The following is a 25,798-nucleotide window of genomic DNA, read 5'->3' on the forward strand; positions in this document are numbered from 1 at the left end:
CGGGCGCGAAGAACAGGCCATACTCCGCCAGAGCCGCGTTGAGCTGGTCCTTCACTACCCCCGCCTCGACGCGCGCCGTGCCGCGCACTGGGTTGATCGCGAGGATGCGGTTCATGTGCCGTGAGAGATCGACCACGATCCCGTCCGTAAGGGACTGGCCATTGGTCCCGGTCCCGCCGCCGCGGGGGGCGATCCGCACTGTGGCGAACCGCTCCTCGGCGAGCAGGGTCGCGATGCGCACGAGGTCGTCGCGGTTCCGCGGGAAGGCGATGGCCTGCGGCGTGATCTGGTAGATCGAGTTGTCCGTGGCCAGCACGGTGCGGTCGGCCTCGGTCAGGGTGAGGTCACCTGCGAAGCCGCGCACGCGCAGCTCGGCGCAGAAGGTCGCGGTCAGCGACGGCACCCGGGAGCTGGGTGGGAGGCGTGGGATCATCGCGGTCACGCCGGGAGAGCGACGGGGATCGCTTCCCGCCGGATCTGCCGCCCCAGGGCCAGCATCATCAGGGCGCCGAGGAGGAGCATGCCCCCCACCGCCAGCAGCGGGGCGGTAAAGCCCCCGGAAAGCTCGCGGGTCACGCCGATCAGGTACGGGCCGGCGAAGCCCCCCAGATTGCCGATGGAGACGATCATCGCGATCCCGCCCGCCGCGGCACGTCCGGTGAGGAAGCCGGAGGGAACAGCCCAAAAGGTCGCCGTGTAGGAGTTGATGCCCATCACCGCGACACAGAGCGCTACGATGGTCAGAATTGGCGTCGAGGTCAGGGCGCTCGCGGTCAAGGCGGCCGCACCAAGAGCCAGGGAAAGCGCCGGATAGATCGTGCGGTCGCTGCCCCGGTCGGACAGGCGACCCCACACCACCATGGCCACCGCGCCGCAGACATAAGGAATTGCTGCGACGAACCCGACCACGGAGCTCGCGAGGCCAAGTTGCTTGATGATCTGCGGCAGCCACAGGCCGACGCCAAGAGAGCCGACAATCGCGCAGAAGTTGATCGCCGCCAGCGTCAGCACTCGCCAGTTCCGCAGCGCCTGGGCTAGCGTCATGGGATGCTTCTTCTCGATCGCCGCCTTCTCTTCGGCGAGCGTGGCGACGAGGACCTCACGCTCGGCGGGCGTGAGCCATTGCGCCTTTTCCGGCCGGTCGGTGAGAACGAAGAGGCAGACAATACCGAGAACCACCGCCGGCAGGGCCTCGACGATGAGGAGCCACTGCCATCCCGCGAGGCCGAAACCCTCGACCTGCACCAGCGCGCCGGAAATCGGCGAGCCGACGATGTTGGCGACGGGGATCCCGAGCAGGAACAGCGCGGTCGCCCGTGCCCGCACCGCCGAGGGAAACCATAGGCTGAGATAGAGGAAGACGCCGGGCACGAAGCCGGCCTCGCCGAGGCCGAGAAGAAACCGGGCAATGCCGAATTGAACCGGCCCCGTCACGAAGGCAGTCGCCGCCGAAACGAGGCCCCAGGTGATCATGATCCGCGCGATCCAAATCCGGGCTCCGACGCGCATCATGATCAGATTGCTGGGGATCTCGGCGATGAAGTAGCCGAGGAAGAACAGCCCCGCGCCGATACCGAAGGACGTCGCGGTGAGCCCGATATGCTCGTTCATCGTGAGCGCAGCGAAGCCGACATTCACGCGGTCAAGATAGCTGACCACGTAGCACAGGAAGAGAAACGGCAGGATCCGCCGCATCATCTTTCGGTGAAGGTTTCGCTCATCGACCGCATGGGCCGGAGCTTGGGCCTGTTGCCCTCTCGCCATGACGTCCACTCCCGAATCGCCATTTTTGAAACGGCGTTTCGTTTTTAATCGCGTATACGACGGGGGTTGTCAACGATGCCGTGGGCAAAGCGGCCTCACGCCTTGGTGACCAGGGGGCCGATGGCTATGGACTGCTGATCCCGAACTTCGTGACACCGGAACGAGCACAAAGAGATGGCCAAGGAGGTGCGCGCGCGTCCCAATCTTGAAGGGGTAGCTTCGGCCGATCGGGTGCTGACGGTGCTCACCGCGTTCCGGCGGGGCGACGACGCCCTGGAACTTTCCGATCTCGCCCGCCGCACGTCGCTCGTGAAGAGCACGATCATGCGGCTGTGTATCTCGCTGGAGAAGTTCGACTTGATCGAGCGTCTGGACGACGGTCGCTACCGCCTCGGCGTCGAGGCGGCGCGGATCGGCTCGGTTTACCAGCAATCCTTCGCCCTGGAGGAGCGGATCGTCCCCGTACTGGAACGGCTCGCGACGGAGTCGCTGGAGACGGCTTCGTTCTATATCCGCCGGGGCAACCAGCGGCTGTGTCTGTTCAGGGCCGACTCGCCGTCGCCGTTGCGGATGAACGTCCGCCCCGGCGACATGCGGCCGATGGACGAGTCCGCGATTGCTCAGGTCTTAAGGTTTTTCAGCGATCGAAGGGCTTCGGAACAGTTGGCGATCGACGTGCCCCTATACACTTCCGGTATCACCGACCCGCATGTCGCTTCGGTCGCGATGCCGGTATTTGGGACCGAGCAACGGTTGATCGGTGCCATCGCCCTATCCGGTCCAGCGTCCCGGCTGACGTTGGAGCAAGCCGAGGCGCTCAAGCCTCGGCTACGGGAAGCCGGTCAGCGCCTCTCATCTGAACTCGGAGCACAGCTTTAATAAAGTTCGCGGCCCAGCAGGCAAGCTTGACGAGGAGCGCTGCGTTTCTTTGGTGAGCCTCAACATTGATGTCCGATTATGGGTCCAAACAACCGGCGAGCAGACATTCCGCTTTCGGCCAGATTACGCCATGCCGGATCGCTAATGCGCGCAAAACCGGTCGTTCGGTTTTGCGCGCAACTCGGACACTTGGATTATGTGCGGCTCGCTCGACGATCAGGTACAGGTCGCGAGTCGTACGCGAACGCTTTCGCCCGCTCAGCGTTTCAACCTCGGCCATGATCGTTGCACACCGTAGGCTGCCGCTGATACGGATGTTGGCCGCCTAGGCCAGGGCGATGGCCTCAACGTGCTGTGAGTCCGACGCCTTACGGATGTTCAAGCCGGCCCCTCTGCAGCCAGCTTGCGCGGTCGAGCGACCGCGATCCGGCACCGTCGACCTGATGCAGGAAGAGTTCGGCGTCGGCAGCTACTGCTTCGCGGCTTTCAGCTGCAGCGCTGGCTTGTTTATCTTTGGCAGGCCCACTTCCAGGCTTGGCAGCAGTCGGCCTATCGGCCGCTTTCACCGGCTCGGGACGGCAACGCAGCAAGTTTGCAGGGGAGGGGAGGACGAGGTCAGGCAAACCGAAACGCTGGAACCGTACCTTTGAGCAGGGTCTAGCTAAGTCCGAGCTGATGGCCGCTCCTTGGTTTGGGTGCGGCGCCGGGTCAGTATGAATAGGTTTCGCGCCGAAGCTGGGTTCAGGCGAGAATGTTGACGGCGCGGGCGGCGACGAGCGCCACGGTCAGCAGCGAGACCAGCGCCTCGGCCATCATCAGTAACTTGGCGCGCGCCGTCAGTGGCAGCGTGTCAGTGGGTGAGAAAGCGGTCGCGTTGGTGAACGCTAAGAACAAGTAATCTATAAAGCCCGGAACGAATTGCGCCCGCGCTTCAGCCGATCCGAAGGTCATCTGCGGGAACAGAAAGTCGGGATCTCGCGCGCTCGGGTGGCCTCGCAGAGCCGCACCACCGCGATCTGTCGTCCAGAACCACAGGGCGAAGATCACGACATTGGTGCCCCAGATATTGAGGGCATCCACGAGCAAGGTTGAGCCGCCAGCTGCCTTGCCGTTCAGGAGAGCGTGGACCAGGGCTGCGAGGGCGGCGGTGTTCGCCATGGTGACAAGCGCTGTCATGAAGAATGCCATCATGCGGATCAGGCGATGATGGTGGTGAACCTCGGCCCAGTGTGCGTCTGTCGTGGCGCGCCGCGCCCGACCCTGGTTCCGAGCCGTGGCGGCCGACAGTGGCACCAGCAGCACGAGTTCGAGCGTTGGGGCGAGCCAGCGGGGTCCGAGCGAGAAGTCATTCACAACGAGCCATTGAAGGCCAGCTACGCAAGCTATGGCGCTCCGCGCTAACCAGAAGTCCAGGGCTCTTGTCCGAACACGATCAGGGTGCGGCGGCCTCACCATCGACGACGTCCCCTGACCAGCTGTGCAACTGAGGCGAGCTGCCCCTAACGCTTTTTGCCCAACTCGGCGGCGATGCCCTTGGTCATTCGTGACAGCCGCTACAGCGGCTGTGCTGTTGCCCTGAGCCATTCCCGAAGCTTGGTCCAGCGCGGCCGCATGTTGCCGCCGCGAACCGCGATCCCGAGCGCCTTGCGCTGCACGAGCAGGACGACGAGTCGCTTGCCGCGGGTCACCCCCGTGTACAGGAGGTTCCTCGCCAGCATGGTCCAATGCTGCATGGCGAGCGGGATCACCACCGCCGAGTACTCCGAGCCCTGTGATTTGTGGATGGTCGTGGCGTAGGCCGGTACCAGCGTGTCGAGCTCGCCATAGGGGTAGACCACCTCCCGCCCGTCGAAATCGACGATCACCGCCCCCTCGTCTTCATCGATGCGTGCCACCGTGCCGAGATCGCCGTTGAACACCTCGCGGTCGTAGTCGTTCTGGCTCTCCATCACCCGGTCCCCTGGCGAGAAGCGCCAGCCGAACCGCTCTACCGAGACAGAGGGGTTCGGGTTCAGTACCGCCTGCAGCTCATGGTTGAGGTTGCGCGCGCCGAGCACGCCGCGCTGCATCGGCGTCAGCACCTGCACTTCGCGGACAGGGTCGAGGCCGAAGCGGGCCGGGATGCGCTTGGTAACCACCTCGATCAGCGTCGCCACCGCGGGCTCGGGCTCGTCGATCTCGATCAGGTGGAAGTCGCTGTCCGCGCCCCGGGCGGCTGGCTCGGGCATCTTGCCGGCGTTGATCCGGTGCGCGTTCATGACGATCCGACTCTCGGCCGCCTGCCGAAACACCTCAGTGAGGCGCGCCACCGGGATAGCCCCCGAGGCGATGACGTCCGCCAAGACCTGCCCAGGCCCAACAGAGGGCAGCTGGTCAACGTCGCCGACGAGGAGCAGCGCAGCGTGCTCCGGGATCGCCTTGGTCAGGGCATTCATCAGCGGCACATCGACCATCGAGGTCTCATCGATCACTAGCAGGTCGCAGGCGAGCGGGTTGTCCTCGTTGCGCGAGAAGCCGCCGTGCTTCGGATCGATCTCCAGCAGGCGGTGGATCGTCTTGGCCTCCAGCCCGGTCTGCTCAGTCATGCGCTTGGCCGCCCGGCCGGTTGGGGCGGCGAGCAGCACCTGCACGCCTTTCGCCCGCAGGATGCGCAGGATCGTGTCGAGCGTCGAAGTCTTGCCCACGCCCGGACCGCCGGTGATCACCGCGAGCTTGGCGCCGAGCGCGAGCCGCACGGCTTCCCCTTGCGAGGGCGAGAGCGTCTTTCCAGTCTTCTCTTGAACCCAGGGCAGCGCCCGAGCGAGATCAATCTCGGGCCAGGGCGGCGTGCCTTTCGTTCGGCGAAGCAACCGCTCGGCAATCATTCGCTCGGCGGCGTGCAGCCCGGCCAGGAAGATGCACGCCTTATCGCCGAGGATGTCCTGCACGACTTCGCCGGTCTCCAGCACGTCGAGCAAGGCCGAGCGGATCAGCGTCGCCTCGACGCCGAGCAATTCGCCCGCGAGCTTGATCAACTCCGCCACAGGTAGCGCACAGTGTCCCCCGTCAGTCGCCGTCTGCAGGGCAAACGAGATGCCCGCGCGCAGCCGCTGCGGCGCCTCCGGGGTCAGCCCGAGCTTCATCGCAATAGCGTCGGCGGTCTTGAAGCCGATGCCTCGGATGTCCTTGGCCAGCCGATAGGGATCCTCGGTCATGACCACGATGGCCTCGTGGCCGTAGGTCTTGAAGATCCGCACCGCCCGTGCCGTTCCGACACCGTGGGCATGCAGGAACAGCATGATCTCGCGCACGGCCTTCTGCTCGGCCCAGCCCGCGATGATACGGGCGGCGCGCTTCGGACCGATGCCGGCGACCTCGGGCAGGCGCTGCGGCTCAGCCTCGATGATCTCGAACGTGCCTTCCCCGAAGGCCGCGACGATGCGCTTGGCCATGGCCGGACCGATGCCGCGCATGTGGCCCGACGCGAGGTACTTCTCGATGCCCTCGACCCCGGTGGGGGGCGTGACCTTGAGGGTATCGGCCTTGAATTGCACGCCGTGCTGGCGATCCGTGTGCCAGATACCGGTGGCGGTGATCCACTCGCCAGCCGCGATGGCGGGGGCATGGCCGATCACCGGCACGAGATCGCGCTTACCCCGCGCCTGGACCTTGAGCACGCAGAAGCCGGTCTCGGGGCTGTGGAAGGTGACGCGCTCGATGGTGCCGGCCAGCGCCTCGATCTCTGGACCGGCCGAGCCGGGGAATGCGCGCGCAGCCACGGCGGCTATGAGATCCTACGGGCCTGCCTCGGAGATCGACGCCTCGATGCTGTACGAGCCGTTTCTGCAGTATGGGCCGCCGCTCACATGCTGTCATGGTGCGGATCGACACAGCAGGCAGTGTCGGCGTGCATTCAGTCTGCGAGACACCAGCTATGTTCGATGTGACGAAGATGCTGGCTAATGCGCTCGGCGAGCACCTCGCGCTGACTTACCAGCGCACTTTCGGTAGCCGCGAGCCACGTTTTGCCGAGGTGATCGAGGCGTCTGCACGTCTGACCATCGAGCGCATCGTCGGTAGCGATGCGCTCTACCACGATGGCGATCATACCGCCCTCGTCACCCTCGTGGCTCAGGACATCCTGCGCGGCCGGTTCCTCGACAAGGGGATCACGCCGGAGGATTGGCTGCACATGATCCTGGCCGCCCTGTACCATGACATCGGCTACGTGCGTGGTGTTTGTTCAGGTGACCGGGCGAATGCCTTCGTCATCGATGCGCAGGGCACAACCGTCGGTTTGCCGCGGGGAGCCTCGGACGCGGCGCTGGCGCCCTACCACATCGAACGCTCGAAGCTGGCGGTACAGGAGCGCTTCGGCACGCATGATCTCGTCGATGCCCCGCGGGTGATGCGCGCCCTTGAGCTGACCCGCTTTCCCGTGCCCGCGGACGACGAGCACCGCGAGACCGGGACCGAAGCCGACCTGTTGCTTGCGGCCGACCTGATCGGACAACTCGGCGATCCGCTATACCCCCGCAAACTGAACGCACTGTTCCACGAGTTCGCCGAGGTCTGCCTCGACGACCAACTCGGCTATGCCAACTCGGCTGACCTTGCAGAGCGGTATCCGGCGTTCTTCTAGGGTAAGATCGAGCCGGTCATCGGGGATGCAGTCCGCTTTCTCGATCTCACTGTTGAGGGGCGGAGCTGGGTGGCCAACCTCTACAGTCATGTGTTCGCGATTGAGCATGACCGGCGTCGCATGGGACCGCACCCAGGCTGAGCCGCAGAAGTAGTCCTCAGCACAAGCGATAGTGATAATAACGTTCGACAAGCACCACGCTCACGCCATTAGGTATCGTCGGCTTTGTGCCCAATTCGGTCATCAAGCTAGCGTCGACAATGCCTTATGAGCGGACGCGATCTAACAAGCACGGAGGCCTGAGAACGCCGGACAAATCCGTAGTGAGCGAGTTAGGCGGGTATAGACGCGCTCGTACCCGACGACCTCTGGCGGTGGTCGGACCGCTTCTGCCATCCGAGATTGAGCAGCCGAATGGCGGGAGGCCGCGCGTCTCGGACCAGGCGGCGCTGGCAGGCATCATCCTGATCCTGCGTACCGGCATGCAGTGGAAGCATCTACCGCGTTCCGGGGTTGGCTGCAGCGGCAAGACGAGTCCGCGGCGGCTCGGCGGCCCCGCACCGCGCGAAACTGGCGCAGCTTCAGGATGGCGATGTGCCCGATTGGTCGCGCGCAGTCCTCGACAGTGCCAGCCTATAGGCAAAGTGGCCCCCTCGAGGGGTCCGGGCCCGATGGACCGCGGCCTCGTTCCTGCAAGTCTGCGGGTTGCCAGGTCCGGCAATGGTACTGGACCACCGCGAGCGGTTGTCCGACCGCCGCCCGCGCAGAGTGGGACTTGTCCGATGAAGCGGCGTACGTTGTTGCAGGGAGCCGGATCCATCGTGGCGAGCGCAGTCGCGGCACCATCCCTGGTCCGCGCGGCGGCCACCACGACCCTGCGCTTCATTCCGCAGCAGGATCTTGTCACCCTCGATCCGGTGATGACCTTCGCGTACATCACGCGCAACCACGGCTATATGGTGTTCGACACCCTCTACGGCATGGACGGCGCCTATCGCGCCACGCCGCAGATGGTCGAGGGCCACCGGATTGAGCAGGACGGGCGCCGCTGGGACCTGACCCTGCGCGATGGCCTGCGCTTCCACGACGGCGCGCCGGTTCTCGCCCGCGACTGCGTCGCCTCCCTGCGGCGCTGGGCCAAGCGCGACCCGTTCGGCGGCTCGCTCATAGAGGCCACCGACGAACTCTCCGCGCCGGATGACCGGACCATCCGGTTTCAGCTCAAGCAGCCATTCCCGCTCCTGCCGATCGCGCTGGGCAAGGCTTCGGTGCCGGTCTGCGCCATGATGCCGGAGCGCCTCGCCGTCACCGACCCGTTCCAGCAGGTCCCCGAGCTGATCGGCTCGGGGCCGTTCCGCTTCAAGGCGGACGAGCGCGTGCCCGGCGACCGCACCGTCTACACCCGCTTCGAGGGCTACGTGCCCCGCAAGGACGGAGCGCTCACCTGGACCTCGGGTCCGAAAGTTGTCCATTACGACCGGGTCGAGTGGCGCGTGATCGGCGACACTTCGACGGCGACCTCCGCGTTGATCGCCGGCGAGGCCGACTGGCAAGAATACGCCTCGCACGACCAGCTTGGCCTCCTGAAGGCCGCAAAGGGCGTGACCACCCGCGTGCTCGACACGACGGGGTTCGTCACGATGCTGCGGGTCAATCACCTGCAGCCACCCTTCAACAACCCGGCGATCCGGCAGGCGCTCTGGGGCGGGATCGATCAGACCGCCTGCATGCAGGGCGTCGTCGGCGTGGACGATCCCGCCCTGTTCCACGTCCCCCTCGGCTTTTTCTGCCCCGACACCCCGATGGCCTCCACGGACGGGCTCGGGCCGCTCGATGGCCCGCGCGATCCGGCCAAGGTGCGCGCAGACCTCAAGGCCGCGGGCTACAACGGCGAGACCGTACTGTTGATGGTGCCGTCGAACTCGGCACCCCTACTGGCGCTCGGTCAGGTCGCGGCCGACCTGCTGCAGCGGGTCGGCATGAATGTCGAGGTCTACGCGGTCGAGTTCAACGCGATGCTGCAGCGGCGCAACCGCAAGGGGCCGGTCTCAGAAGGCGGCTGGAGCGCCTTCGTGACCAACTGGTCCGGCATGGATTGGCTGAACCCCGCGGGCTACATCGCCCTGCGCGGCACCGGCGAGACCGGCTATGCCGGCTGGGCCACCACCCCGCGGATCGAGTCCTTACGCGACGCGTGGTTCACCGCCCCGGACGAGGCGGCCCGCGCCGCGCTCTGCCGGGACATTCAACTCCAGGCGATGCAGGACGTGCCCTACTACCCGCTCGGCCAGTACCTGCAGCCGACCGCCTTCCGCTCCGGCCTCACCGGGATCCTCGACGGGTTTCCGACCTTCTGGAACGTGCGGCCCGCCTGAGGATCACGGCGCCGGGGCCTCACAGCCCCGGGAAGGTCGACGGCGCGATGGCGTCGGGGCCGCGCCCGGCCCAGTCGAGCTGCCGGATCTGCGCCAGCGCGCGGCCCTGGGCCTCCTCAAGGGCTGCGGCAGCAGATGCGTAGTCGATCGTCAGGGCGCGACCGTCGCGCACGATCTCGCGGCCGCTGACGAAGACCTGCCGGACCGCGCGGTCGCCGGCCGAGTAGATCAGCGATTGCACGGGATCGCGGCACGGCCGCATGGCAGGATGCGCACAGTCGACGAGGACGAAATCGGCCTTGCAGCCTGGTTCCAGCCGGCCGATGTCGGTGCGCCCGAGGGCCTTCGCGCCGCCCACCGTGGCGGCGTGGAACACGTCCGCCGCCCGGGTGTCGCGGGGATTCTCGGCCACGACCCGGGCGAGATACGAGACGAGGCGCATCTCGTCGAGCATGTTGTGCGGGTAGACATCGGTGCCGATGCCCATGTTGACCCCCGCCTGGACGTAGCGGCCAAAATGGTTGAGCGCGATGCCGCGGCGGGCGAAGACCGTCGGGCAATGGGCGACCGTGGCGCCACGCTCGGCCAAGCGCCGCATGTCCGCACCGGGACTGTGCCAGTGGGTCCAGGGATGGTCGTCGAGGAAGATCCCGTGGCCCACGATGGTGCGCTCGGTCAGCACCCCGAGATCATCCAGCCACTCGATCGGCGTCTTGCCGGTGCGGCGGGTCAGCTCGTGGAATTCCGACAGGGACTGCGCCGCATGGGTGTGGAAGCGCAGGTCGCGCCGCACCGCCTCGGCATGGGCGTCACGCATCAACTCCGCCGTGCAGGTATCGACCTGCGCCGGGCAGAGCATGCCGGAGAGGCGTCCGCTCGGATGCGCCTGTGCCGCCTCGATCTCGGTGAGCGCCTGCTCCAGGCCATGATAGCCGGCCGCCTCGTCCCACGCGTATTCCACACTGTGGCCGTTGCGAGTGAGCCAGCGCCCCGACCGAAACATCGGGGCGATGCAGACCCGCAGGCCCGAAGCGCCGAGGAGATCAAGCCAGCCTTCGCTCGGCAAGGCGAGGTCGCAGACGGTGGTGACGCCCGAGAGCGCAAGCTCGGCGAGCGCCACCCCGTAGGCGGCGCGGGTGCCCTCTGCGTCGGGCCGCAGGATCGGCAGGTACTCGTAGAGCGAGGTGTTGTAGAGGCGCTGGCTGCCGACCTCGTCCCACATGCCCTTGTTCATCGGCTCCGAGAACAGGTGCGTGTGGATGTCCACGAGCCCCGGCATGACCAGGCAGCCGGCGGCGTCGATGGTCCGATCCGGCGGCGGCCCCGCGTAGCCCGGTCCGACATGGGTGAGGACGCCGTCCGCGAAGACCACGTCCGCGCCGGTGCGATAGACGTGGCCGCTGCTGTCGGGATCCCAGGCAACGACCCACCGGGCTCCCTGCACCAAGGTAACACCGCTCGACTCGTCGGCTGCGTCGTCGTGCATCGATCACCTCTCCTTTGGGTCGCCGGGGTGGGCAAGATCGGTGCCTTCCGGGTTGCACCGAGGACGATACGGCCCGGGTTTCGCATTGCGCCGGCCATTCTCGTCAGCGGCAGGCCATCGCGCCGGTTCCGCAGGAGGCGGCATGCACCATCCCGGCGCCGTCAGATCCGCGCGCATCCTGGTCATCAACCCCAATTCCTCCCGGGCGGTGACGGCCGCCATCGATGCTGCGCTGGACCCGCTGCGCCTCGCCGGCGGCCCCGCCATCGCGGTGACGGACCTGCCCGAGGGGCCGGCGAGCATCGGGTCCCAGCAGGACGCCGATTCCGTCGTGATGCCGCTCGCCCGGCGTATCGCGGCCGACGGGGCGGACGCCTTCGTGATCGCTTGCTTCAGCGACCCGGGCCTGCACACCGCCCGCGAGGTGGCCGAAGGCCGGCCCGTGATGGGCATCGCCGAGTGGGGCCTCCTCCGGTCGCTCACCCTGGGCGAGCGCTTCGGGATCATCGCCCTGTCGGAGGGCAGCGTGCGGCGCCAGCGCCGGATGGTCCGCCAGATGGGCCTCGGCGCCCGCTACGCCGGCAGCCGGCCGGTGGAGGCGCGGGCGGATGAGACCGCGGGTGAGGCCATCCGCGACCGGCTGATCGCCGCGGCGCGGATTCTGGTCGAGCGCGACGGTGCCGACGTCCTCGTGCTCGGCTGCGCCGGCATGGCGCTGCACCGGGCCGCGGTCGAGCGGGCCATCGGGCAGCCGGTCGTCGAGCCCTGCCAGCAAGCGGTGGCGGCCGCCCTCGGAGCGGTGCTGCTCAGGACGGCCCTCTAGGAAGGACCCGGCGATGCACTACGACCTGCTGATCCGCGGCGGCACCTGCGTCACTCCGTGGGGGACCGAGACGATCGATCTCGGCATCCGCGACGGGCGCATCGCGGACCTCGCGTCGTCGGCCGATGCCACCGCGGAGTCGGTGATCGACGCCGCGGGCCTGCACGTCCTGCCCGGGCTGATCGACAGCCACGTGCACCTGCGCGATCCCGGCGACCCGGCGGTGGAGACGATCGAGACCGGCACGCGGGCCGCGGTGCTGGGCGGGATCGCGACCCTGTTCGACATGCCCAACACCGTCCCGCCCATTGCCGACGCGGAGCGCCTCGCGTGGAAGCGCGATTACGTCGTGGGCCGTAGCTGGTGCGACATCGGCCTCTACGTGGCCGGCACAAAGACCAACATCAATGCCCTTGCGGCCCTGGAGCGCGAGCCCGGGGTCTGTGCCGTCAAGGTCTTCGCCGGCAGTTCCACGGCTGCGCTGATGATCGAGGACGACGCCCATCTCGAGCGGGCGATGCGTTCGGGTCATCGACGCATGGCCTTCCACAGCGAGGACGAGGACCGGCTCCAGGCCCGCAAGACGCTGTTCAGCCGGGGCCAGCCCTACCGGACCCACATGGAATGGCGCGACGAGGAATGCGCCTTCCTGGGCACGCGGCGGCTCATGGCGCTCGCGCGCAGGGCCGGGCGGTCGACCCACATCCTGCACGTCTCGACGGCCGAGGAACTCGCCTATCTCCGGGATTTCCGCGACGTCGCCACCGTGGAAGTCCTGGTCAATCACCTCACCCAGGTGGCCCCGGACTGCTACGACACGCTGGGCGGCTTCGGCGTGATGAACCCGCCGATCCGCGGCGAGCGGCACCGGGCAGCGGCCTGGGCGGCCATACGCGATGGCACCGTCGACACGATCGGCAGCGATCACGCGCCCCACGCGCGGGCCGCCAAGGGGCAGCCCTGGCCGGATTGCCCGGCCGGCCTCACCGGGGTCCAGACCCTGGTGCCGATCATGCTCGACCACGTGGCGGCCGGGCGCCTGTCGCTGGCGCGCTTGGTCGACCTGATGGCGGCCGGCCCGGCCCGGGTCTACGGCCTCACCCGCAAGGGCCGGATCGCCGCCGGCTATGATGCCGACTTCACCCTCGTTGACCTGCAGGCCCGCCGCCGGATCGAGGAATCCTGGATCGTCTCACCCTGCGGCTGGACGCCGTTTGCCGGCACCGACGTCACCGGCTGGCCGATCGCCACCATCGTGCGCGGCCACCTCGTGATGCGCGATGACGCGGTGCTGGGTGCGCCCGCCGGCGGCCTAGCGCGTTTTTCCGCCTGACGGGCGCTTGCCCTCAGCCGCCGCAGGTCTCCGCCGCCAGCCAGGCGGTGAGGATCGCCACGGCGTCGAGGAGGTCGTCGATCGCCATGGCCTCGTCGGGGTTGTGGCTGCCGTTGGCGTTGCGCACGAACAGCATGGCCATCGGCACGCCGGCCTTGGCGAAAGCGGCGGCGTCGTGCGAGGCCGGGCTGCCCAGGGGCCGGGTCGCGATGCCGAGCGCCTCCGCCGCCGCAGCGAGCCCGTCGCGGATCCGGGGCGAGACTGCGCCGACACCCGCCTCTGCACGGGGCCCTAGCGCCACCGTGACATTGCGGCGCTCCGACACGTCGGTCACGGCCGCCACGAATGCAGCGTCCAGCTCCGCCAGCACCTCGGCCGCGTAGGCCCGCATGTCGAGGCTGAAACGAAACTCGCCGGGGACGGTCGTCAGGCCATGGGCCGCGGCGTCGGTGTGGAACCGGCCGAAGGTGACGGCCATCGGGCAGCTGGCGGCCTCGCGCCGCGCCCAGACCCGGTCCAGGGCCAGGGCGATCTCCGCGCCGGCCAGGGCGGCGTCGCGGCGGAAGCGGCGGGGCGTGCCGACATGGTCATAGCGCCCAAGGATCCGGACGTCGGGGTAGCGGACGTTGCCGGGGATGCCGGTGCACAGACCGACCGGGATCCCCGCCTCCTCCAGGCTCGGCGCCTGCTCGATATGAACCTCGAGGAAAGCGTGGATCGCGGCGGCGTCGAGGGTGGGCGGACCGCGCCGAAGGGCGTCGGGGTCGCCGCCCTCTCGGGCGATGTGCATGGCGAGGCTGAGGCCGCTGTCGATCCGGGCGGCGTCGAGCGCCCCCTCCGGCAGGGTGCCGAGTGCCGCCCGGCTGCCGATGTAGGAGACCTGGAACCAGACGCTCTCCTCGGCGCGGATGCCCATGACGGTGATGTCGCGCGCCGGGGTCAGCCCCAGCGCGCGGAGCGCCGCGACGGCGGCGAGCCCGGCCACCACCCCGGCGGCGCCGTCGAAATTGCCGCCGTGGGCGACGGTGTCGAGGTGGGACCCGATCAGGATCGGCGGCAGGCTCCGGTCCCACCCCGGCAGCGTCATGGTGGTGTTGGCGGCCGCGTCCCGCCCGATCGCGAGGCCAAGATCGGCGACCCAGCGCGTCACCACCGCGTGTGCCTCGGTCTCCTCCGGGCTGTAGGAGGCCCGCGTGAACCCGGGATCGGTCCGGCCGCACCGGGCGAGGTCCTCGAACAGCGCCTCCACCCTGCCGCGCTGCGCGCGGACCGCCATGCCGACCGCCGCTACCGTGTCCATCCCGATGCTCCCGGCGCGCGGCTCCGGGGCGGACCGCGACGGTGTCATCCTGCCACTTCCGTGCCGCCCGCACAGGAATAATCCTCGCCATAGGGGTGGGCCGGGCTCGCGCCGAGCCGCAGCGGTGAGGGCCCCGATGGTGAACACGCAGCACACGGTCAAGCTTGGGATGCTGACGCCCTCCTCGAACTGCGGTCCCGAACCGATGACGACGCGCTTGCTGGCCGAGCAGTCCGGATCACCGCCCATTTCGCGCATTTGCGGGTGACGCAGATCGGACTCTCGACGGCCGCCCTCGGCCAGTTCGATCAGGCGCCGATGCTGGACGTCGCCGCGTTGCAGCCCTTGGCCCGGTGTCGCCGCCAACACCTGAACTCGGCTCGGCAGCACCTTGGCTGATTCGAGATGCTGGATCGCCCGTACGTCTCGGCTGATCAACTTACGCGCCGCCAGCCGCTCGGTCGGGGTCTCACCGCCGCAAGAGACGAATCGCTCGACGATGAAGTGCAGGTCGTGGGTCGTGCGTGAGCGCTTGCGCCCACTCAGGGTCTCAAGCTCGGCCATGATTGCGACATGCAGCGGGCTCGTGCTGATGCGGATATAGGTAGCGTAGGCCAGGGCGATGGCTTCGAGGTGCTGCGCGTCCGACGCCTTGCGGATGTTCAAGCCGGCCTGTTGCAGCCAACCCGCGCTGTCGTGCCGTTGCGATTCAGCACCGCGCACCTGATGCAGGAAACGTCCGGCGTCGGCGGCCACCGCATCGCGGCTGCCAGCCCCAACACCGGTTCGTCCTGATTCGACAGGCTCACTTGCCGGCTTTGCGGCTGCCGGCCCGTTTGAAGCTTGAGGTGATGCAGGGCGGCGCGGCGGTAGGGTCGAAGGGAGGGGGGACGACGTCGGTTAAAGCGAAACGCTAGAACCGTGTCGTTGAGCGTGGCCTGGATCCATCCGAGCTGATAGCCGCGCTTCAGGTCAGCGCGACACTTCGTCGATATGAATTGGCGACCTACCGATAGCCGACCAAAGCCGACAACGTCCAAGGTTGTCCGGCCCTCTCGACGGGACACAGACTGGACACCACCGATAGCAGCTGAAGCTAAGTGCCTGATTTTGTTGGCGCGCCCTACGGGAATCGAACCCGTGTTTTCGCCGTGAAAGAGACGCTTCTGCGTCTATCGTTGTCTATCCCTGTCGCGAAAAGCTCAATCATCGCAGTTCTGTAGCCTATCCGCGTCTAGGCTTGTCCATATCGGTTTGGCCACGTATATTGGACATCTGTTGGACACCGACTGCAGAGGAGCCCGGCCGTGGCCCGCAGTGTTCGTGACGCCAGCCTAGAGACCCGTACCGCACGCCAGCGGCTGCAACCACGCGGCAAGCCGTACTATCGCACCCTGGAGCCGGGCCTACACCTCGGCTATCGCCGACCGCAGAAGGGCGCCGGCAAGTGGGTCGCCCGCCACTACGTCGGCGAACGCGACTACGAGGTCGAGACGCTCGCCGTCGCAGACGACTTCTCCGACCCGGACGGCGTGGCTGTCCTCAGCTTCCGGCAGGCTCAGGATCTCGCCCGAGTCCGAATGGTTCAGCGGGCGCACAGCGCTGCCGGGAAGACCGGGCCGCTTACCGTCCGCGACGCGATCAACGCCTACCTCGATTTCGTCGATGCAAACCGGAAGTCCGGCGTCGACGCCCGGAAGAGGGCAGGGGCCCATATACTGCCTACCCTCGGCGACATCGAGGTCGAGGCGCTTACCACCAAGCAAATCGAAAAGTGGCTGGCTGATCTCGCGAAGGCGCCGCCTCGCATTCGAACCAAAGCTGGCGGCGAGCAGCGCTACCGCGAGGTCGGTAGTGACGAGGAAACGAAGCGGAAGCGTCGCTCGTCAGCCAATCGAACCCTGACGATCCTCAAAGCCGCGCTGAACCGAGCGTGGAGAGGAGGGGGGATCTCGTCCGATCTCGCTTGGCGCCGTGTCGAGCCGTTCGAGAACGTAGACGCCGCTCGGGTGCGCTACCTGACGATTGCGGAGGCGAGGCGCCTTATCAACGCTGCCGAGCCCGGCTTCCGGGCCCTCGTGCAAGCTGGTCTGGAGACTGGTGCCCGCTACGGCGAGTTGTGCGCGTTGGAGGTTCGGGACTTCAACCCGGACTCCGGCACCGTCGCGATCCGCACCTCGAAGTCTGGCAAGCCCCGCCACATCGTGCTCACAGAAGACGGCGCCGCCTTCTTCGCTCGCCACGTCGCCGGCCGTCCCGGTCACGCGCGCATGTTCGTGAAGGCTGGCGGTGAGGCGTGGGCGCCGTCGCACCAGAACCGCCCGATGGTGGACGCCTGCGTCAACGGACAGATCACGCCGCCGATCAGCTTCCACGGGCTTCGGCACACCTGGGCGTCGCTGTCGGTCATGGCCGGCGTGCCGCTGATGGTTGTGAGCCGCAACCTCGGCCACGCCGATACCCGGATGGTCGAAAAACACTACGGCCACCTCGCACCGAGCTACGTTGCCGACGCGATCCGGGCAGGCGCGCCGCGGTTCGGCGGCGGCGAAGACAACGTTAGGCTGGCTTGACCAAGGGAACAGCGGCCGCCCAAAACGCCGCCAGCGGGGCGAGGCCATCCCCGCTAATGAGGCGCGACCGCTCTAGGCCTGCAAAGCGACGGTACTCGCTATTACCGGCGCGCCTGTGTCGGAATCCGTTCCTATCGCCTCGTCGTCCCTAATCGTCGCACCGAGATCCGCCTCTATCAACGAAGTGTCACGGATCCGTGGCATTAGTATAGCAATGTATCGATACATATTTACCACGTTATCCACAGCATTTACTCCTGTATACATGTTTTCCGTTGTCAGATAATTTGGTGCATCTCGGTAGACTATGAGGTGCCGATATGCAGGTCTGGACAATCGCGGAGTGGTGCGCCCTCCGTAAGATCTCACGCCCAACTTTCTACAACTTGATCAAACGCGGCACGGCACCTCGCACCATGAGGATCGGCCGGGCGGTTCGTATTTCGGAGGACGCCGATTTGGAGTGGGTGCGCGCCTGCGAGGCGCCATCTGCCGCGCGGACAAAAAAAGCGGCCTGACCCTCGCTCGGCGGGGTCCGCCCCGCTGGCCGCGATCCCGCGCCGAGCCGGCCGGCGCTCCACCACCCGGAACGAAAAAGACCCCGCACGAGCGGGGCTCGGACGGGGTCACAAGGATGTATTTCGCGTGTCGGAACGTACAGTCCGCCGGGCTCGCCGGCAATCTAAAAGCGACCCCCCGGGCTCGTTTGCAGTCGTCGACGTTCACCACGTAGCGGCCTCCCTCCCAGGCGGGCGCGTCGTATCAAACGGAGTTTCGTTCCAGCCTCCCGGCAACGGGCGTGGCGACCAGTCCGCCCGAGGCCTCAACGATCTGAACGCTCGCAAGGACCGGGCGAGGGCTGACGCTGCGCGCATGAGCAGGGCCCGCATGGCACGCCAGGGAGGCGCAGCATGAGGAGACCTTGGATGAAGTTCTACCCGGCTGATTGGCGGGTGGACGCCAAACTCGGGACCTGCCCCATGGCCGCCCGTGGTCTCTGGATGGCGATGATCTGCCTCATGCATGAGGCCGAGCCCTACGGGCACCTTGTGGTGAACGGCGTCCCCATGACCGACGTAAAGCTGGCGCAGCTCGCTGGCATCAGTCTCAAAGAGTGCCGCAAGTCGCTCGCAACTCTACGCGAAGTCGGCGTCTTCTCGGTTTCTGATGCCGGAGTGATCTACAGCAGGAGGATGGTGCGCGACGAGGCTAAATTATTGAAGGATAAAGAAAACGGCAAGAAGGGCGGCAACCCGGATCTTATCCTGGGGGTTAACCCCCCGGTTAAAGCCCAGATGCCAGAGACCAGAAGCTAGAAGAAGGAACCACTATAGAGCCGGCGGTGCCCACTCCTAATAAAACCGTTGCTGCTGTTGTTAATAATGGTTTCTCCGCTTCGCGCGCGGATCAGTTGATCGACGACAAAGACTGCATTCTCAAGTACGGCTCACTTCACGTGACGCGTGAGATGCTGTTCGGGCTGGAAAAACTCTACCCGCTCCCCAATCTTATCGGTATTATTAGGGCTAGTGCGCACTGGATAGTTACAAGACCGGATGATCCGTTGGTTGTACTGCGTAATTATTTAGATATGCTTTGCAAAAAAGCCGTCAAGGAAGATCTAGACCGTAAGGCTAATGCCGAGGCGCAGGCCCACGCTGAGTTGGCGCCGAGCGGTCGGCCCAAAGTCGGATACCTGGGCCCGTGATCCCCGCCCGCGACACCTGGGGTCCCTTCGCGCCCGGCCTCGATCCGGCTGAGTACCGCGCTCGGCTGCGCTGCCTCCGCGCCATCGTGCGGCTCACGACCGGCCCCCGCGGCGATGCGCTCGCCCGCCACCTCCGGCAGGCCGAGACCGATCCGGCCGCCCTGCTGCTCGCCCTCAATGCGCTGAACCGGCTCGCCGGCCTCGACCTCCGGCACGTCGTCGCGAGCTATGCCGCCCTTAACCGCACTGCCGCCTGACAGGAGCCCCTATCATGGCCACCATCATCCCGTTCCCGCACAAGCCCCATGCATCCCGCCCGGTCGGACTGTCGGGCGTCCGCGCCGCCCTGGTCGACGGCCAGTGGTGCGTCGAGCGGCTGAAGGGATGGCGCCGTCACGCGGCGGGGCCGGATGCCCTCGCGGGACGACGCGGAGCGCATCGCGAACCGCCTACGGTGGCGGGACAGGGTGGCGATGCTGCCGATCGCCGTAGCGTTGGACGGTTGCGGCAACGCCGACGGCGGCATCGGACCGGACGATCATTGGCCCGGCCCGGCCGCAGCGTGAGTGAGTAGGTCGCCGAGGAGGAGCGCCGGATGATCTCGGCCCGCACCAAGGCCGCCCTGGCCGCCGCCAAGGCCCGCGGGACAGTGCTAGGCGGCTTCCGGGGCTACGTGCCGACCAAAGCCGACAACGAGGCCTCACGGGCCGCCCTGGCCGCCAGGGGGGCCGAGGAAGCCGCACGGTATGCCCCGATCATCGCCGAGCTGCGCGCGGCCGGCATCTCCTCCGCGAGCGGCCTCGCCAGGGCGCTCAACGACCGCTCGATCCCGACTCCCCGCGGCGGCCGGTGGCAGGCCGTCCAGGTGCAGCGAGTGCTTGCGCGGCTCGATGTGTAGGACGTCGGCGCCCGGATGATCGCGCTGCGAAAGCAATCGACGCCGTATCGACACGCACAAACAAAGTGTCACGGATACGTGGCATAGTGAAAGACAGGATACGCGGCGCGGCATCCAGCCGTTTTCGACAGAGACAACTGTTGAAATCGGTGCCATAATGCTGCTCAGCCGCTGATCGGCGGGTGCTGAATTCGCGCTGCATTTACAGCAGTCCGCCCCATTGGAGGGTTAGAACATGGTCGGCCGCCCCTTCGTCAAAGGGCAGAGCGGCAACCCCTCGGGCAAACCCCGGGGCTGCCGCCACCGCGTGAGCAAGGCAGTTGAGAGCCTGCTGGACGGCGAGGCGAAGGCGCTGACCCGCAAGGCGATCTCGATGGCGAAGTCGGGCGACGGGCCCGCGCTGCGGCTTTGTCTCGACCGGATCTCCCCGCCCCGGCGTGATCGCACCATCATCTTCGCGCTGCCGCCGATCGCGTCCTCGGCCGACCTGCCTCTGGTCACGGCCGCACTGCTCGCGGGCGTAAGCGCTGGCGAGATCACACCCGGCGAGGCCGCCGAGTTGGGCAAGCTGCTCGATGCGCACTGCCGCGCCGTCGAGGCCAGCGACTTCGCGGCTCGGCTCTCCGCGCTGGAGAAGGCGGCGGGACAATCGACTGGGAGACCTTTATGAAGCCGCCCGCCTTCAACGCCGCCATGCGGTCGCGCATCGATCGTCTGGAGGCCGCCGTCGGGTCGCCCCCCGAACCGACATCGCGAAGCCCGCTCGTGACGCTGCTGACCGTGCTGACGGCCTACCACCTGGGCGACGCCGGCCCGGGGCGCTCGCTCGCAGACGGCATGGCGGCGGCGCTGGGATACCCTGGGGGGCTGGTCTTTAGGGCCGCCATGATGGCGCCCTCGGGGTCGCCGGAGCGGGCTGACCTGAACTGCCGGTGGAGCGCGGCGACGAGGCGGTTGCTCGCCCTGAAGGGCGTATCGCCGGACTGCGATGGGCCGGCATTCGCGGCGGCCGTGGAGGCTCTGTACCTCGACCTTCCAAAGTACTTCCAGCAGCATCAGATGCTTTTGGCGTGCGGTATCGTGGAAGCTGCAGCTTAGATCTCAGATCAGTCAACGGGAGTGATTGCTCGTTGTCTGGTGCCCGGCCGGTGAGCAATGGTTTCGTTTCCTCGCCATGAGTTCCCGGCCGGAATGCCTTTTCTGTTCAGTGGTAGGATTAGGAGACAGTGATGACGAGGATTTTGACAATTAGCGTTCCGAGCCACGATGCAGCGGGAAAGTCTCGCACCGTGAGGGCAAGCGACAAGCTTACTGAGACGACAGGCAAAATCTGCTCGATGCTGAAGTCGATCGTTCAGCGCGATACGCGCATCCGAACCAAGCTCCGCGCGATCGACAGTCTGACCCGCCCGACCGCCGAGGTTCAGGCCGTGCGCGACCGTGCGGCCTTTGACCAGGAATGGTCCGACCGGGGTGAGCGTGAGCGTCGGCAGATCCAGGCGACGCAGGCGGCGGCCGATCAGTTTTACCGGAGGACTACGCGATGACTGATCAGCCCGCCGATTTCGCGCCGAAATACAACAGCGCTGGTCCGGGCGTGGTGGTGGACCGGCGGGATTACGCCGCCGCAGCCGCCCCGAGGCCGGCCGTACCGTCGCCCCCGACGGTCGATCGAACGCTTCACTTTCCGGCTGTCGCGCGGGTCTCGGTCTTGCCGGCGCAGACTGCTGCGCCGGGTGTGCCCCGCACGGTAGCGGAGGCTCCTCGAAACCTGCATGAGCTTCATCAGCTCATTGAGGAGCGTTTTCGCGAGGCCGCAGCCGTGAAAACCTCGATCGGGTGAGCCCCATGTCGCTCGATGCTCCCCCCGAGTTCGAGGTCGCCGGCGACCGGTATCGGTTCGAGGGCATGCCGGCCCAGGCCGAGACGCGGATCACCCGCCGGCTTGCCCCGCTTATCGCGGAAGCGGTGGCGCTGGTGCTGGCGCCGGGCTCGCAACTGGCCCTCCGGCCCGATGTCGATGTTGTGTCGGTCGCGCGGGCCGCGTTTTCAGCTTGGGGCCGGCTGTCCGACGACGATCTGGACGTTATCGAGCGCGCGACCTTGGGCGCGCTGTCGCGGGACGTGGGCGGCGAATGGCATTCCGTCTGGCCTCGGGGTGAGCCCGAGCCGGCGTTCCCCGACATCGACGGCGCCAAGATGCAGATATTGGTCGGCCGCGTGATCGGGGTAGTGGTGATGCGCTGGGTGGCGGGCAACGGCGACAGCGTCCCGGCCGAGTTCCCCGGCGTGCTCTCGAAACTGCACTAAAGGCTGATGGCCGTGGACGACGTCCTGAAGGCATTCCAGATCGCGTTGGGGTTCCGCGTAGACGAAGGCTCGAAGACGACGGCCAAGCGCTCGGTCGCCGACTATCAGCGCGCCGTCGAGCAGGCCGAGAAGGCGATCGAAGACGCGCGCTGGGCCGGCGCCAAGTCCGAGGAGGAGATCGCCAAGCTCTCCCGGGAGACCAACCTTCGATTGGCGCGCGAGGCGTTGCAGCGCGCCAAGGACGAGGACAAGGTCGAGGAACAGAAGTCGCGCAAGAACACCGAGCGCAACACCGCGTTCCTGGCCAACCTGGAGAAGATGGCGCTGGCCGCCAAGGCTGCCGGCGCGGCGATCCGTGTGGCCATGGAGGCCGCCAGCCGCGTTTTCGACAACCTCTACTTCCAGGCTCAGCGCAGCAACACGTCGGTCCAGTCGCTCCGCGCGCTCCAGTACGCGTTTGCGCAGACCGGCAGCTCGGCCGAGGCCGCGGTCGCGGCGGTCGACAGCTTCACGACCGCGCTGCGGGACAACCCGGGCCTGCGCAAGTTCGTCTCCGATCTCGGCGTCGACGACAAGCTTCAGGGCGTCGACAAGCTGATGGCGACGGTGGACGCGCTCAACAAGCGCGAGCCCTACGTCACCGCCCGCCAGCACGCGGATCTGCTGGGCATCTCCGAGCGCGACTACAACCACATCACCCGGCAGTCGGCCGCGCTCAAGCAATACCGGGCCGAGTACGACGAGCTGACCACGACGCTGGGCGTCGACGGGGACGCGGCGGCCGAATCGTCGGCCAAGCTCGCGCGCACGTTCACCACGCTCCAGGCGACGATCACCGCGCTGAAAGACCGACTGACGGTCGCGCTGGCGCCGGCGGTCGACCGGATCGTGCGCGGCTTCCTCGACTGGCTGAAGGCCAACCCGGGGGAGGTCGACCGCATCATGCGCTCGATCGCTCAGGCGATCGAAAGCCTCGCGACCGCGCTGGGCAAGATCAACTGGAAAGACGTCTACGACGGGATCGCCGGGTTCGTGAAGGGCGCCAACGGCGCGGCCGAGTCGATCGGGGTCTGGAAGGTCGCGGCGGAGGCGTTCTTCGCCCTGTGGGTGGCGAGCCGGATGGCGGCCCTGTTCGCGCCGCTGTTCGCGCAACTGGCGCTCGTGCGGACGACCTTGCTCGGGATGGGACCGATCGGGTGGGCGATCCTCGGCCTGGGGACGCTGGCCGGGGCGCTGGCGGCGGCCGACCCGAACAAGGGCATCGTCCACGGCGGCAAGTCGCCCGAGGGCTCGCTCAACCCCGGCGACGAGCTGCCGGGTGTGGGCGCGAGCACGGGCGGCTCTGGCGGCGCCGACAGCTCGCCCGGCCGCGCCCGTCGCGTGTGGAACCGGATCAAGCGGGCGTTCGGCGGCGGCTCGGCCGAGGCGTCTACGGGATCCGGTGAGAGCGATGAGACGGTGACCACCCACGGCCACATGTGGCGCCCCGGCGCCAACACGGCCGCCGGCCGCGAGCGCGTGGGGTCCTGGCTCAACTTCTTCCAGGCTCCGGTCGACCAGGGCGGGATGGGCGCGGACGTCGAGACCGCTCGCGCGATGGTGGCCATGATGCAGGGGGAGAGCGGATCGGGCCTCAACCCGGCCGCGGCGGGCGACAAGGTGAACGGCGTCAAAACGTCGTTTGGGACGGCGCAATGGCACAACGAGCGGTTTTCGGCGCTCCAGGCCATGGCCAAGCGGATGAACGTGGCCTGGACCGACGTCGGAGCGCAGCAGCAGCATCTGCGCAATGAGATGCTGTTCGGTAAAGAGCGGGGCGCATGGACGGCGATCAAGGCCGCGAGTACGGGTGAAGCCAAGCTGGCGGCCGGGATCAACCTTTTCGAGCGGCCGAAATACAAGAAAAAAGCGTTCGACTTCCGGGTGCATTACCTACGTCAGCTTCGCCGGCAGGCTGCCCCGAGCCCCGAGCCGAATGCGACGCCGCAAGCCTCGATGCCAGCGGCCCCGCCCCCCGCTGCGGCGATGCGCGGGCTACCCAACGGCATGACGCCCGGCGGCTTCGACATGCGCTCGATCGACCCGCAGGCGGCGTTGCAGCCGGCGCCGGCCTCGGCGAGCCCCGTGACGAACAACCAGACCAGCTCGTCGAAGACGATCAAGCAGGACATCACCAACCACGTTAAGGTCGAGGGTTCGAACAATCCGCGCGAGCACGGCCGGGTGATGCAAAGCTCGCTCGAAGCCGTTCACGGACTGGCGCTGGCCAACGCGCAGTCGGCGATTGTCTGATTACCACGCGGTTGTCAGCGCGAAGTTGTAAGAGACTGCTTTTGGCTATGAGCAGACATTGCGGGCGCCCACTTCGTCACGGGACTGTAGCTAATTATCAGCAGCGCTAGGAAAAAGAGAATCGAATCCGTTATCGATGAGCAGCTTATCGAGTTCCTCATCTGGCATTTTATGTTGACTTCTTACTGCTGTGACGAAGTTATTAATACCAGCGGCATAACGGAGTCGTGCACTTCGGTCCGCAACAGATCGGATGACCGCACTAATGTTATCGGACGTGAGGTGTTTTACCAGTATCAATATCGGGAGAGACAAGGCGGAATTTACGTCTTCGTCGCTGCTAATCGCAATGAGCTCGATAACCCGGTCGAAAGCTTCGGCACCAACACCCTCATTAATGAGCTGTCCTAGTGCTTTAAAATCCATCCTCGAGATGCGCTGAAGTGCCGGCTCCCTAATAGCTGCGTTATTGACTGCATCTTTGATGAACAAGGCAGTAACGATCGGCCTCCCCCCGTCCATGTAATTCAAGAATTGCTTGCGCTGCGGCGAATCAAGACCGTCCCACGCTTCGGGCAAAGCCGCAACTAAGGAACAGGCATTTGAAAGATTGCTTTCGTCTGCAATCCTCATAGCTTTGCTTACCTGGGACCGAACGCGAGGCTCCGCTACTGAACGATGCAGGTCGAGAACGGCTCTCAGAGCAGTTACATCAGCACGGCTTGCAACTAAGTTATGTGGTTTAAACCCATCCCAAATCAGCCGATCAACGAGGCCATTCACCAACGCTGGACGGGCCCTCTCTATTTCCTGCTTCAGCGCTTCCTTCACGTCTTCGACGGTCGTAGGGAAGTAGCGCGATCGAACCTTCGAAAGAACCGCCTCAATGGCCGCCTTCCCTTGAACTGGCGGCTGCTGCAACACGTGGACTACAGCGTTTCTAATATGTACCCGCGCGGTTTCAGCCGAAGGCCTGAATATGCCGCCGCTAATTTCAAATGTCGGGTGGGCACAACGATTTCGGTCTTCGAACAGTCGTCTTAGGTCAACGTACTGGTAATAATCTAAAAGCTGAAATTTATTGCGGGCTGTATCCAGAATTTCTCGCTCGAATTGGAGCGCCTTGGGGAGAGTAGATTGGTTACCTTCCGCAAGCTGTTCGAGCGTATTATCGAAATCCTCGATGACGGCTTTGGCTTGGGGGTCACCCGATAAAGAGAGTTCTCGTATTTTGTCTACTAAATCAAACACCACGGCAATCCAAGTGACGACGATCGCCGCACGATAAGCGCCCGACCGATAGGAAAGTAGCGCTTCCTGAATATAGTCTCGAGCCCGCTCTGTTTTGCAGGTTAAAATTAATTCGTCGAGATCCGTGAGGCCTATGCCTATCATCCTGCACCCCATGCGTTAGGATTAAACTAAAATTCCTTTAA

At 66.3% G+C, this 25,798-nt stretch carries 24 protein-coding genes and 1 pseudogene; 18 read left to right on the forward strand and 7 right to left on the reverse strand.

Going from position 1 to position 25,798, the window contains the following annotated elements; genetic code table 11:
• Together MKK84_RS27815 and MKK84_RS27820 are read right to left on the reverse strand one after the other, a co-directional pair.
• The coding region (locus MKK84_RS27815; RefSeq protein WP_243925271.1) for an FAD-binding oxidoreductase at positions 1 to 433 on the reverse strand (433 nt) is incomplete at its 3' end.
• Positions 434 to 438: 5 nt separating this feature from the next.
• Positions 439 to 1,764 (reverse strand): MFS transporter, encoded by a 1,326-nt coding sequence (locus MKK84_RS27820; protein WP_243925272.1) that lies wholly within the window; start codon positions 1,762 to 1,764, stop codon positions 439 to 441.
• Between the two features lie 174 nt (positions 1,765 to 1,938).
• Here MKK84_RS27820 and MKK84_RS27825 point away from each other — a divergent pair, with 174 nt between their 5' ends.
• Positions 1,939 to 2,643, forward strand: coding sequence for an IclR family transcriptional regulator (locus tag MKK84_RS27825; protein WP_243925273.1), 705 nt, complete (start codon positions 1,939 to 1,941; stop codon positions 2,641 to 2,643).
• A 741-nt stretch (positions 2,644 to 3,384) separates the two neighbouring features.
• On the opposite strand, the gene MKK84_RS27830 is transcribed toward MKK84_RS27825, so the two are convergent.
• Together MKK84_RS27830 and MKK84_RS27835 are read right to left on the reverse strand one after the other, a co-directional pair.
• Complete coding sequence (locus MKK84_RS27830; RefSeq protein WP_243925274.1) at positions 3,385 to 3,834, reverse strand: hypothetical protein; 450 nt, start codon at positions 3,832 to 3,834, stop codon at positions 3,385 to 3,387.
• A gap of 362 nt (positions 3,835 to 4,196) precedes the next feature.
• On the reverse strand, positions 4,197 to 6,401 hold the full coding sequence (locus MKK84_RS27835; protein ID WP_243925275.1) for an ATP-dependent RecD-like DNA helicase: 2,205 nt from the start codon (positions 6,399 to 6,401) through the stop codon (positions 4,197 to 4,199).
• A gap of 155 nt (positions 6,402 to 6,556) precedes the next feature.
• Here MKK84_RS27835 and MKK84_RS27840 point away from each other — a divergent pair, with 155 nt between their 5' ends.
• From MKK84_RS27840 to MKK84_RS27850, 3 genes and pseudogenes are all read left to right on the forward strand, one after another.
• A complete protein-coding gene (locus tag MKK84_RS27840) occupies positions 6,557 to 7,264 on the forward strand; it encodes a metal-dependent phosphohydrolase (protein WP_243925276.1) in 708 nt (235 codons plus the stop codon).
• A 342-nt stretch (positions 7,265 to 7,606) separates the two neighbouring features.
• Positions 7,607 to 7,992, forward strand: a pseudogene (locus MKK84_RS27845) (transposase); the annotation flags it as partial.
• 54 nt (positions 7,993 to 8,046) lie between these two features.
• Positions 8,047 to 9,639 (forward strand): ABC transporter substrate-binding protein, encoded by a 1,593-nt coding sequence (locus tag MKK84_RS27850; protein ID WP_243925277.1) that lies wholly within the window; start codon positions 8,047 to 8,049, stop codon positions 9,637 to 9,639.
• A 19-nt stretch (positions 9,640 to 9,658) separates the two neighbouring features.
• Here MKK84_RS27850 and MKK84_RS27855 read toward each other — a convergent pair whose 3' ends face one another.
• Positions 9,659 to 11,125, reverse strand: a complete 1,467-nt coding sequence (locus MKK84_RS27855) for an amidohydrolase family protein (RefSeq protein ID WP_243925278.1) — start codon at positions 11,123 to 11,125, stop codon at positions 9,659 to 9,661.
• Positions 11,126 to 11,267: 142 nt separating this feature from the next.
• Between MKK84_RS27855 and MKK84_RS27860 the strand changes: the two genes are divergently transcribed.
• Together MKK84_RS27860 and MKK84_RS27865 are read left to right on the forward strand one after the other, a co-directional pair.
• A complete protein-coding gene (locus MKK84_RS27860) occupies positions 11,268 to 11,948 on the forward strand; it encodes an aspartate/glutamate racemase family protein (protein ID WP_243925279.1) in 681 nt (226 codons plus the stop codon).
• Between the two features lie 13 nt (positions 11,949 to 11,961).
• A complete protein-coding gene (locus MKK84_RS27865; RefSeq protein ID WP_243925280.1) occupies positions 11,962 to 13,281 on the forward strand; it encodes a dihydroorotase in 1,320 nt (439 codons plus the stop codon).
• A gap of 13 nt (positions 13,282 to 13,294) precedes the next feature.
• Here the strand turns inward: MKK84_RS27865 and MKK84_RS35750 are convergent, their stop codons facing one another.
• Positions 13,295 to 15,337, reverse strand: coding sequence for a hydantoinase/carbamoylase family amidase (locus tag MKK84_RS35750; protein WP_243925281.1), 2,043 nt, complete (start codon positions 15,335 to 15,337; stop codon positions 13,295 to 13,297).
• Positions 15,338 to 15,888: 551 nt separating this feature from the next.
• Here MKK84_RS35750 and MKK84_RS27875 point away from each other — a divergent pair.
• From MKK84_RS27875 to MKK84_RS27930, 12 genes are all read left to right on the forward strand, one after another.
• Positions 15,889 to 17,154, forward strand: coding sequence for a tyrosine-type recombinase/integrase (locus MKK84_RS27875; protein WP_243925282.1), 1,266 nt, complete (start codon positions 15,889 to 15,891; stop codon positions 17,152 to 17,154).
• Between the two features lie 320 nt (positions 17,155 to 17,474).
• The gene (locus MKK84_RS27880; protein ID WP_243925283.1) at positions 17,475 to 17,672 is read left to right on the forward strand and encodes a helix-turn-helix transcriptional regulator; all 198 of its coding nucleotides are present in this window, start codon (positions 17,475 to 17,477) and stop codon (positions 17,670 to 17,672) included.
• 408 nt (positions 17,673 to 18,080) lie between these two features.
• Positions 18,081 to 18,470, forward strand: coding sequence for a phage replisome organizer N-terminal domain-containing protein (locus MKK84_RS27885; protein ID WP_243925284.1), 390 nt, complete (start codon positions 18,081 to 18,083; stop codon positions 18,468 to 18,470).
• 26 nt (positions 18,471 to 18,496) lie between these two features.
• A complete protein-coding gene (locus tag MKK84_RS27890) occupies positions 18,497 to 18,862 on the forward strand; it encodes a hypothetical protein (protein WP_243925285.1) in 366 nt (121 codons plus the stop codon).
• On the forward strand, positions 18,859 to 19,119 hold the full coding sequence (locus MKK84_RS27895; RefSeq protein ID WP_243925286.1) for a hypothetical protein: 261 nt from the start codon (positions 18,859 to 18,861) through the stop codon (positions 19,117 to 19,119). Before MKK84_RS27890 ends, MKK84_RS27895 begins: the two co-directional genes overlap by 4 nt.
• Before the next feature lie 338 nt (positions 19,120 to 19,457).
• Positions 19,458 to 19,760, forward strand: a complete 303-nt coding sequence (locus MKK84_RS27900; RefSeq protein WP_243925287.1) for a recombinase family protein — start codon at positions 19,458 to 19,460, stop codon at positions 19,758 to 19,760.
• A gap of 235 nt (positions 19,761 to 19,995) precedes the next feature.
• On the forward strand, positions 19,996 to 20,430 hold the full coding sequence (locus MKK84_RS27905) for a DUF5681 domain-containing protein (RefSeq protein ID WP_243925288.1): 435 nt from the start codon (positions 19,996 to 19,998) through the stop codon (positions 20,428 to 20,430).
• On the forward strand, positions 20,427 to 20,858 hold the full coding sequence (locus MKK84_RS27910) for a hypothetical protein (protein WP_243925289.1): 432 nt from the start codon (positions 20,427 to 20,429) through the stop codon (positions 20,856 to 20,858). The genes MKK84_RS27905 and MKK84_RS27910 overlap by 4 nt, the downstream gene beginning before the upstream one ends.
• Positions 20,859 to 20,989: 131 nt before the next feature.
• Positions 20,990 to 21,307 carry a hypothetical protein gene (locus MKK84_RS27915; RefSeq protein ID WP_243925290.1) on the forward strand — a complete coding sequence of 106 codons (318 nt, stop codon included), beginning with the start codon at positions 20,990 to 20,992 and terminating at the stop codon, positions 21,305 to 21,307.
• The gene (locus tag MKK84_RS27920) at positions 21,304 to 21,603 is read left to right on the forward strand and encodes a hypothetical protein (protein WP_243925291.1); all 300 of its coding nucleotides are present in this window, start codon (positions 21,304 to 21,306) and stop codon (positions 21,601 to 21,603) included. The genes MKK84_RS27915 and MKK84_RS27920 overlap by 4 nt, the downstream gene beginning before the upstream one ends.
• Before the next feature lie 5 nt (positions 21,604 to 21,608).
• Positions 21,609 to 22,070, forward strand: coding sequence for a phage tail assembly chaperone (locus tag MKK84_RS27925; RefSeq protein WP_243925292.1), 462 nt, complete (start codon positions 21,609 to 21,611; stop codon positions 22,068 to 22,070).
• Between the two features lie 6 nt (positions 22,071 to 22,076).
• Positions 22,077 to 24,362: a phage tail tip lysozyme gene (locus MKK84_RS27930; protein ID WP_243925293.1), complete on the forward strand. Its 2,286-nt coding sequence runs from the start codon at positions 22,077 to 22,079 to the stop codon at positions 24,360 to 24,362.
• A 90-nt stretch (positions 24,363 to 24,452) separates the two neighbouring features.
• On the opposite strand, the gene MKK84_RS27935 is transcribed toward MKK84_RS27930, so the two are convergent.
• A complete protein-coding gene (locus MKK84_RS27935; protein ID WP_243925294.1) occupies positions 24,453 to 25,757 on the reverse strand; it encodes a hypothetical protein in 1,305 nt (434 codons plus the stop codon).
• Between the last annotated feature and the right edge of the window lie 41 nt (positions 25,758 to 25,798).

Origin of the sequence: Methylobacterium sp. E-065 (genome assembly GCF_022829605.1) — a bacterium.
In the GTDB taxonomy this organism is placed as follows: domain Bacteria; phylum Pseudomonadota; class Alphaproteobacteria; order Rhizobiales; family Beijerinckiaceae; genus Methylobacterium.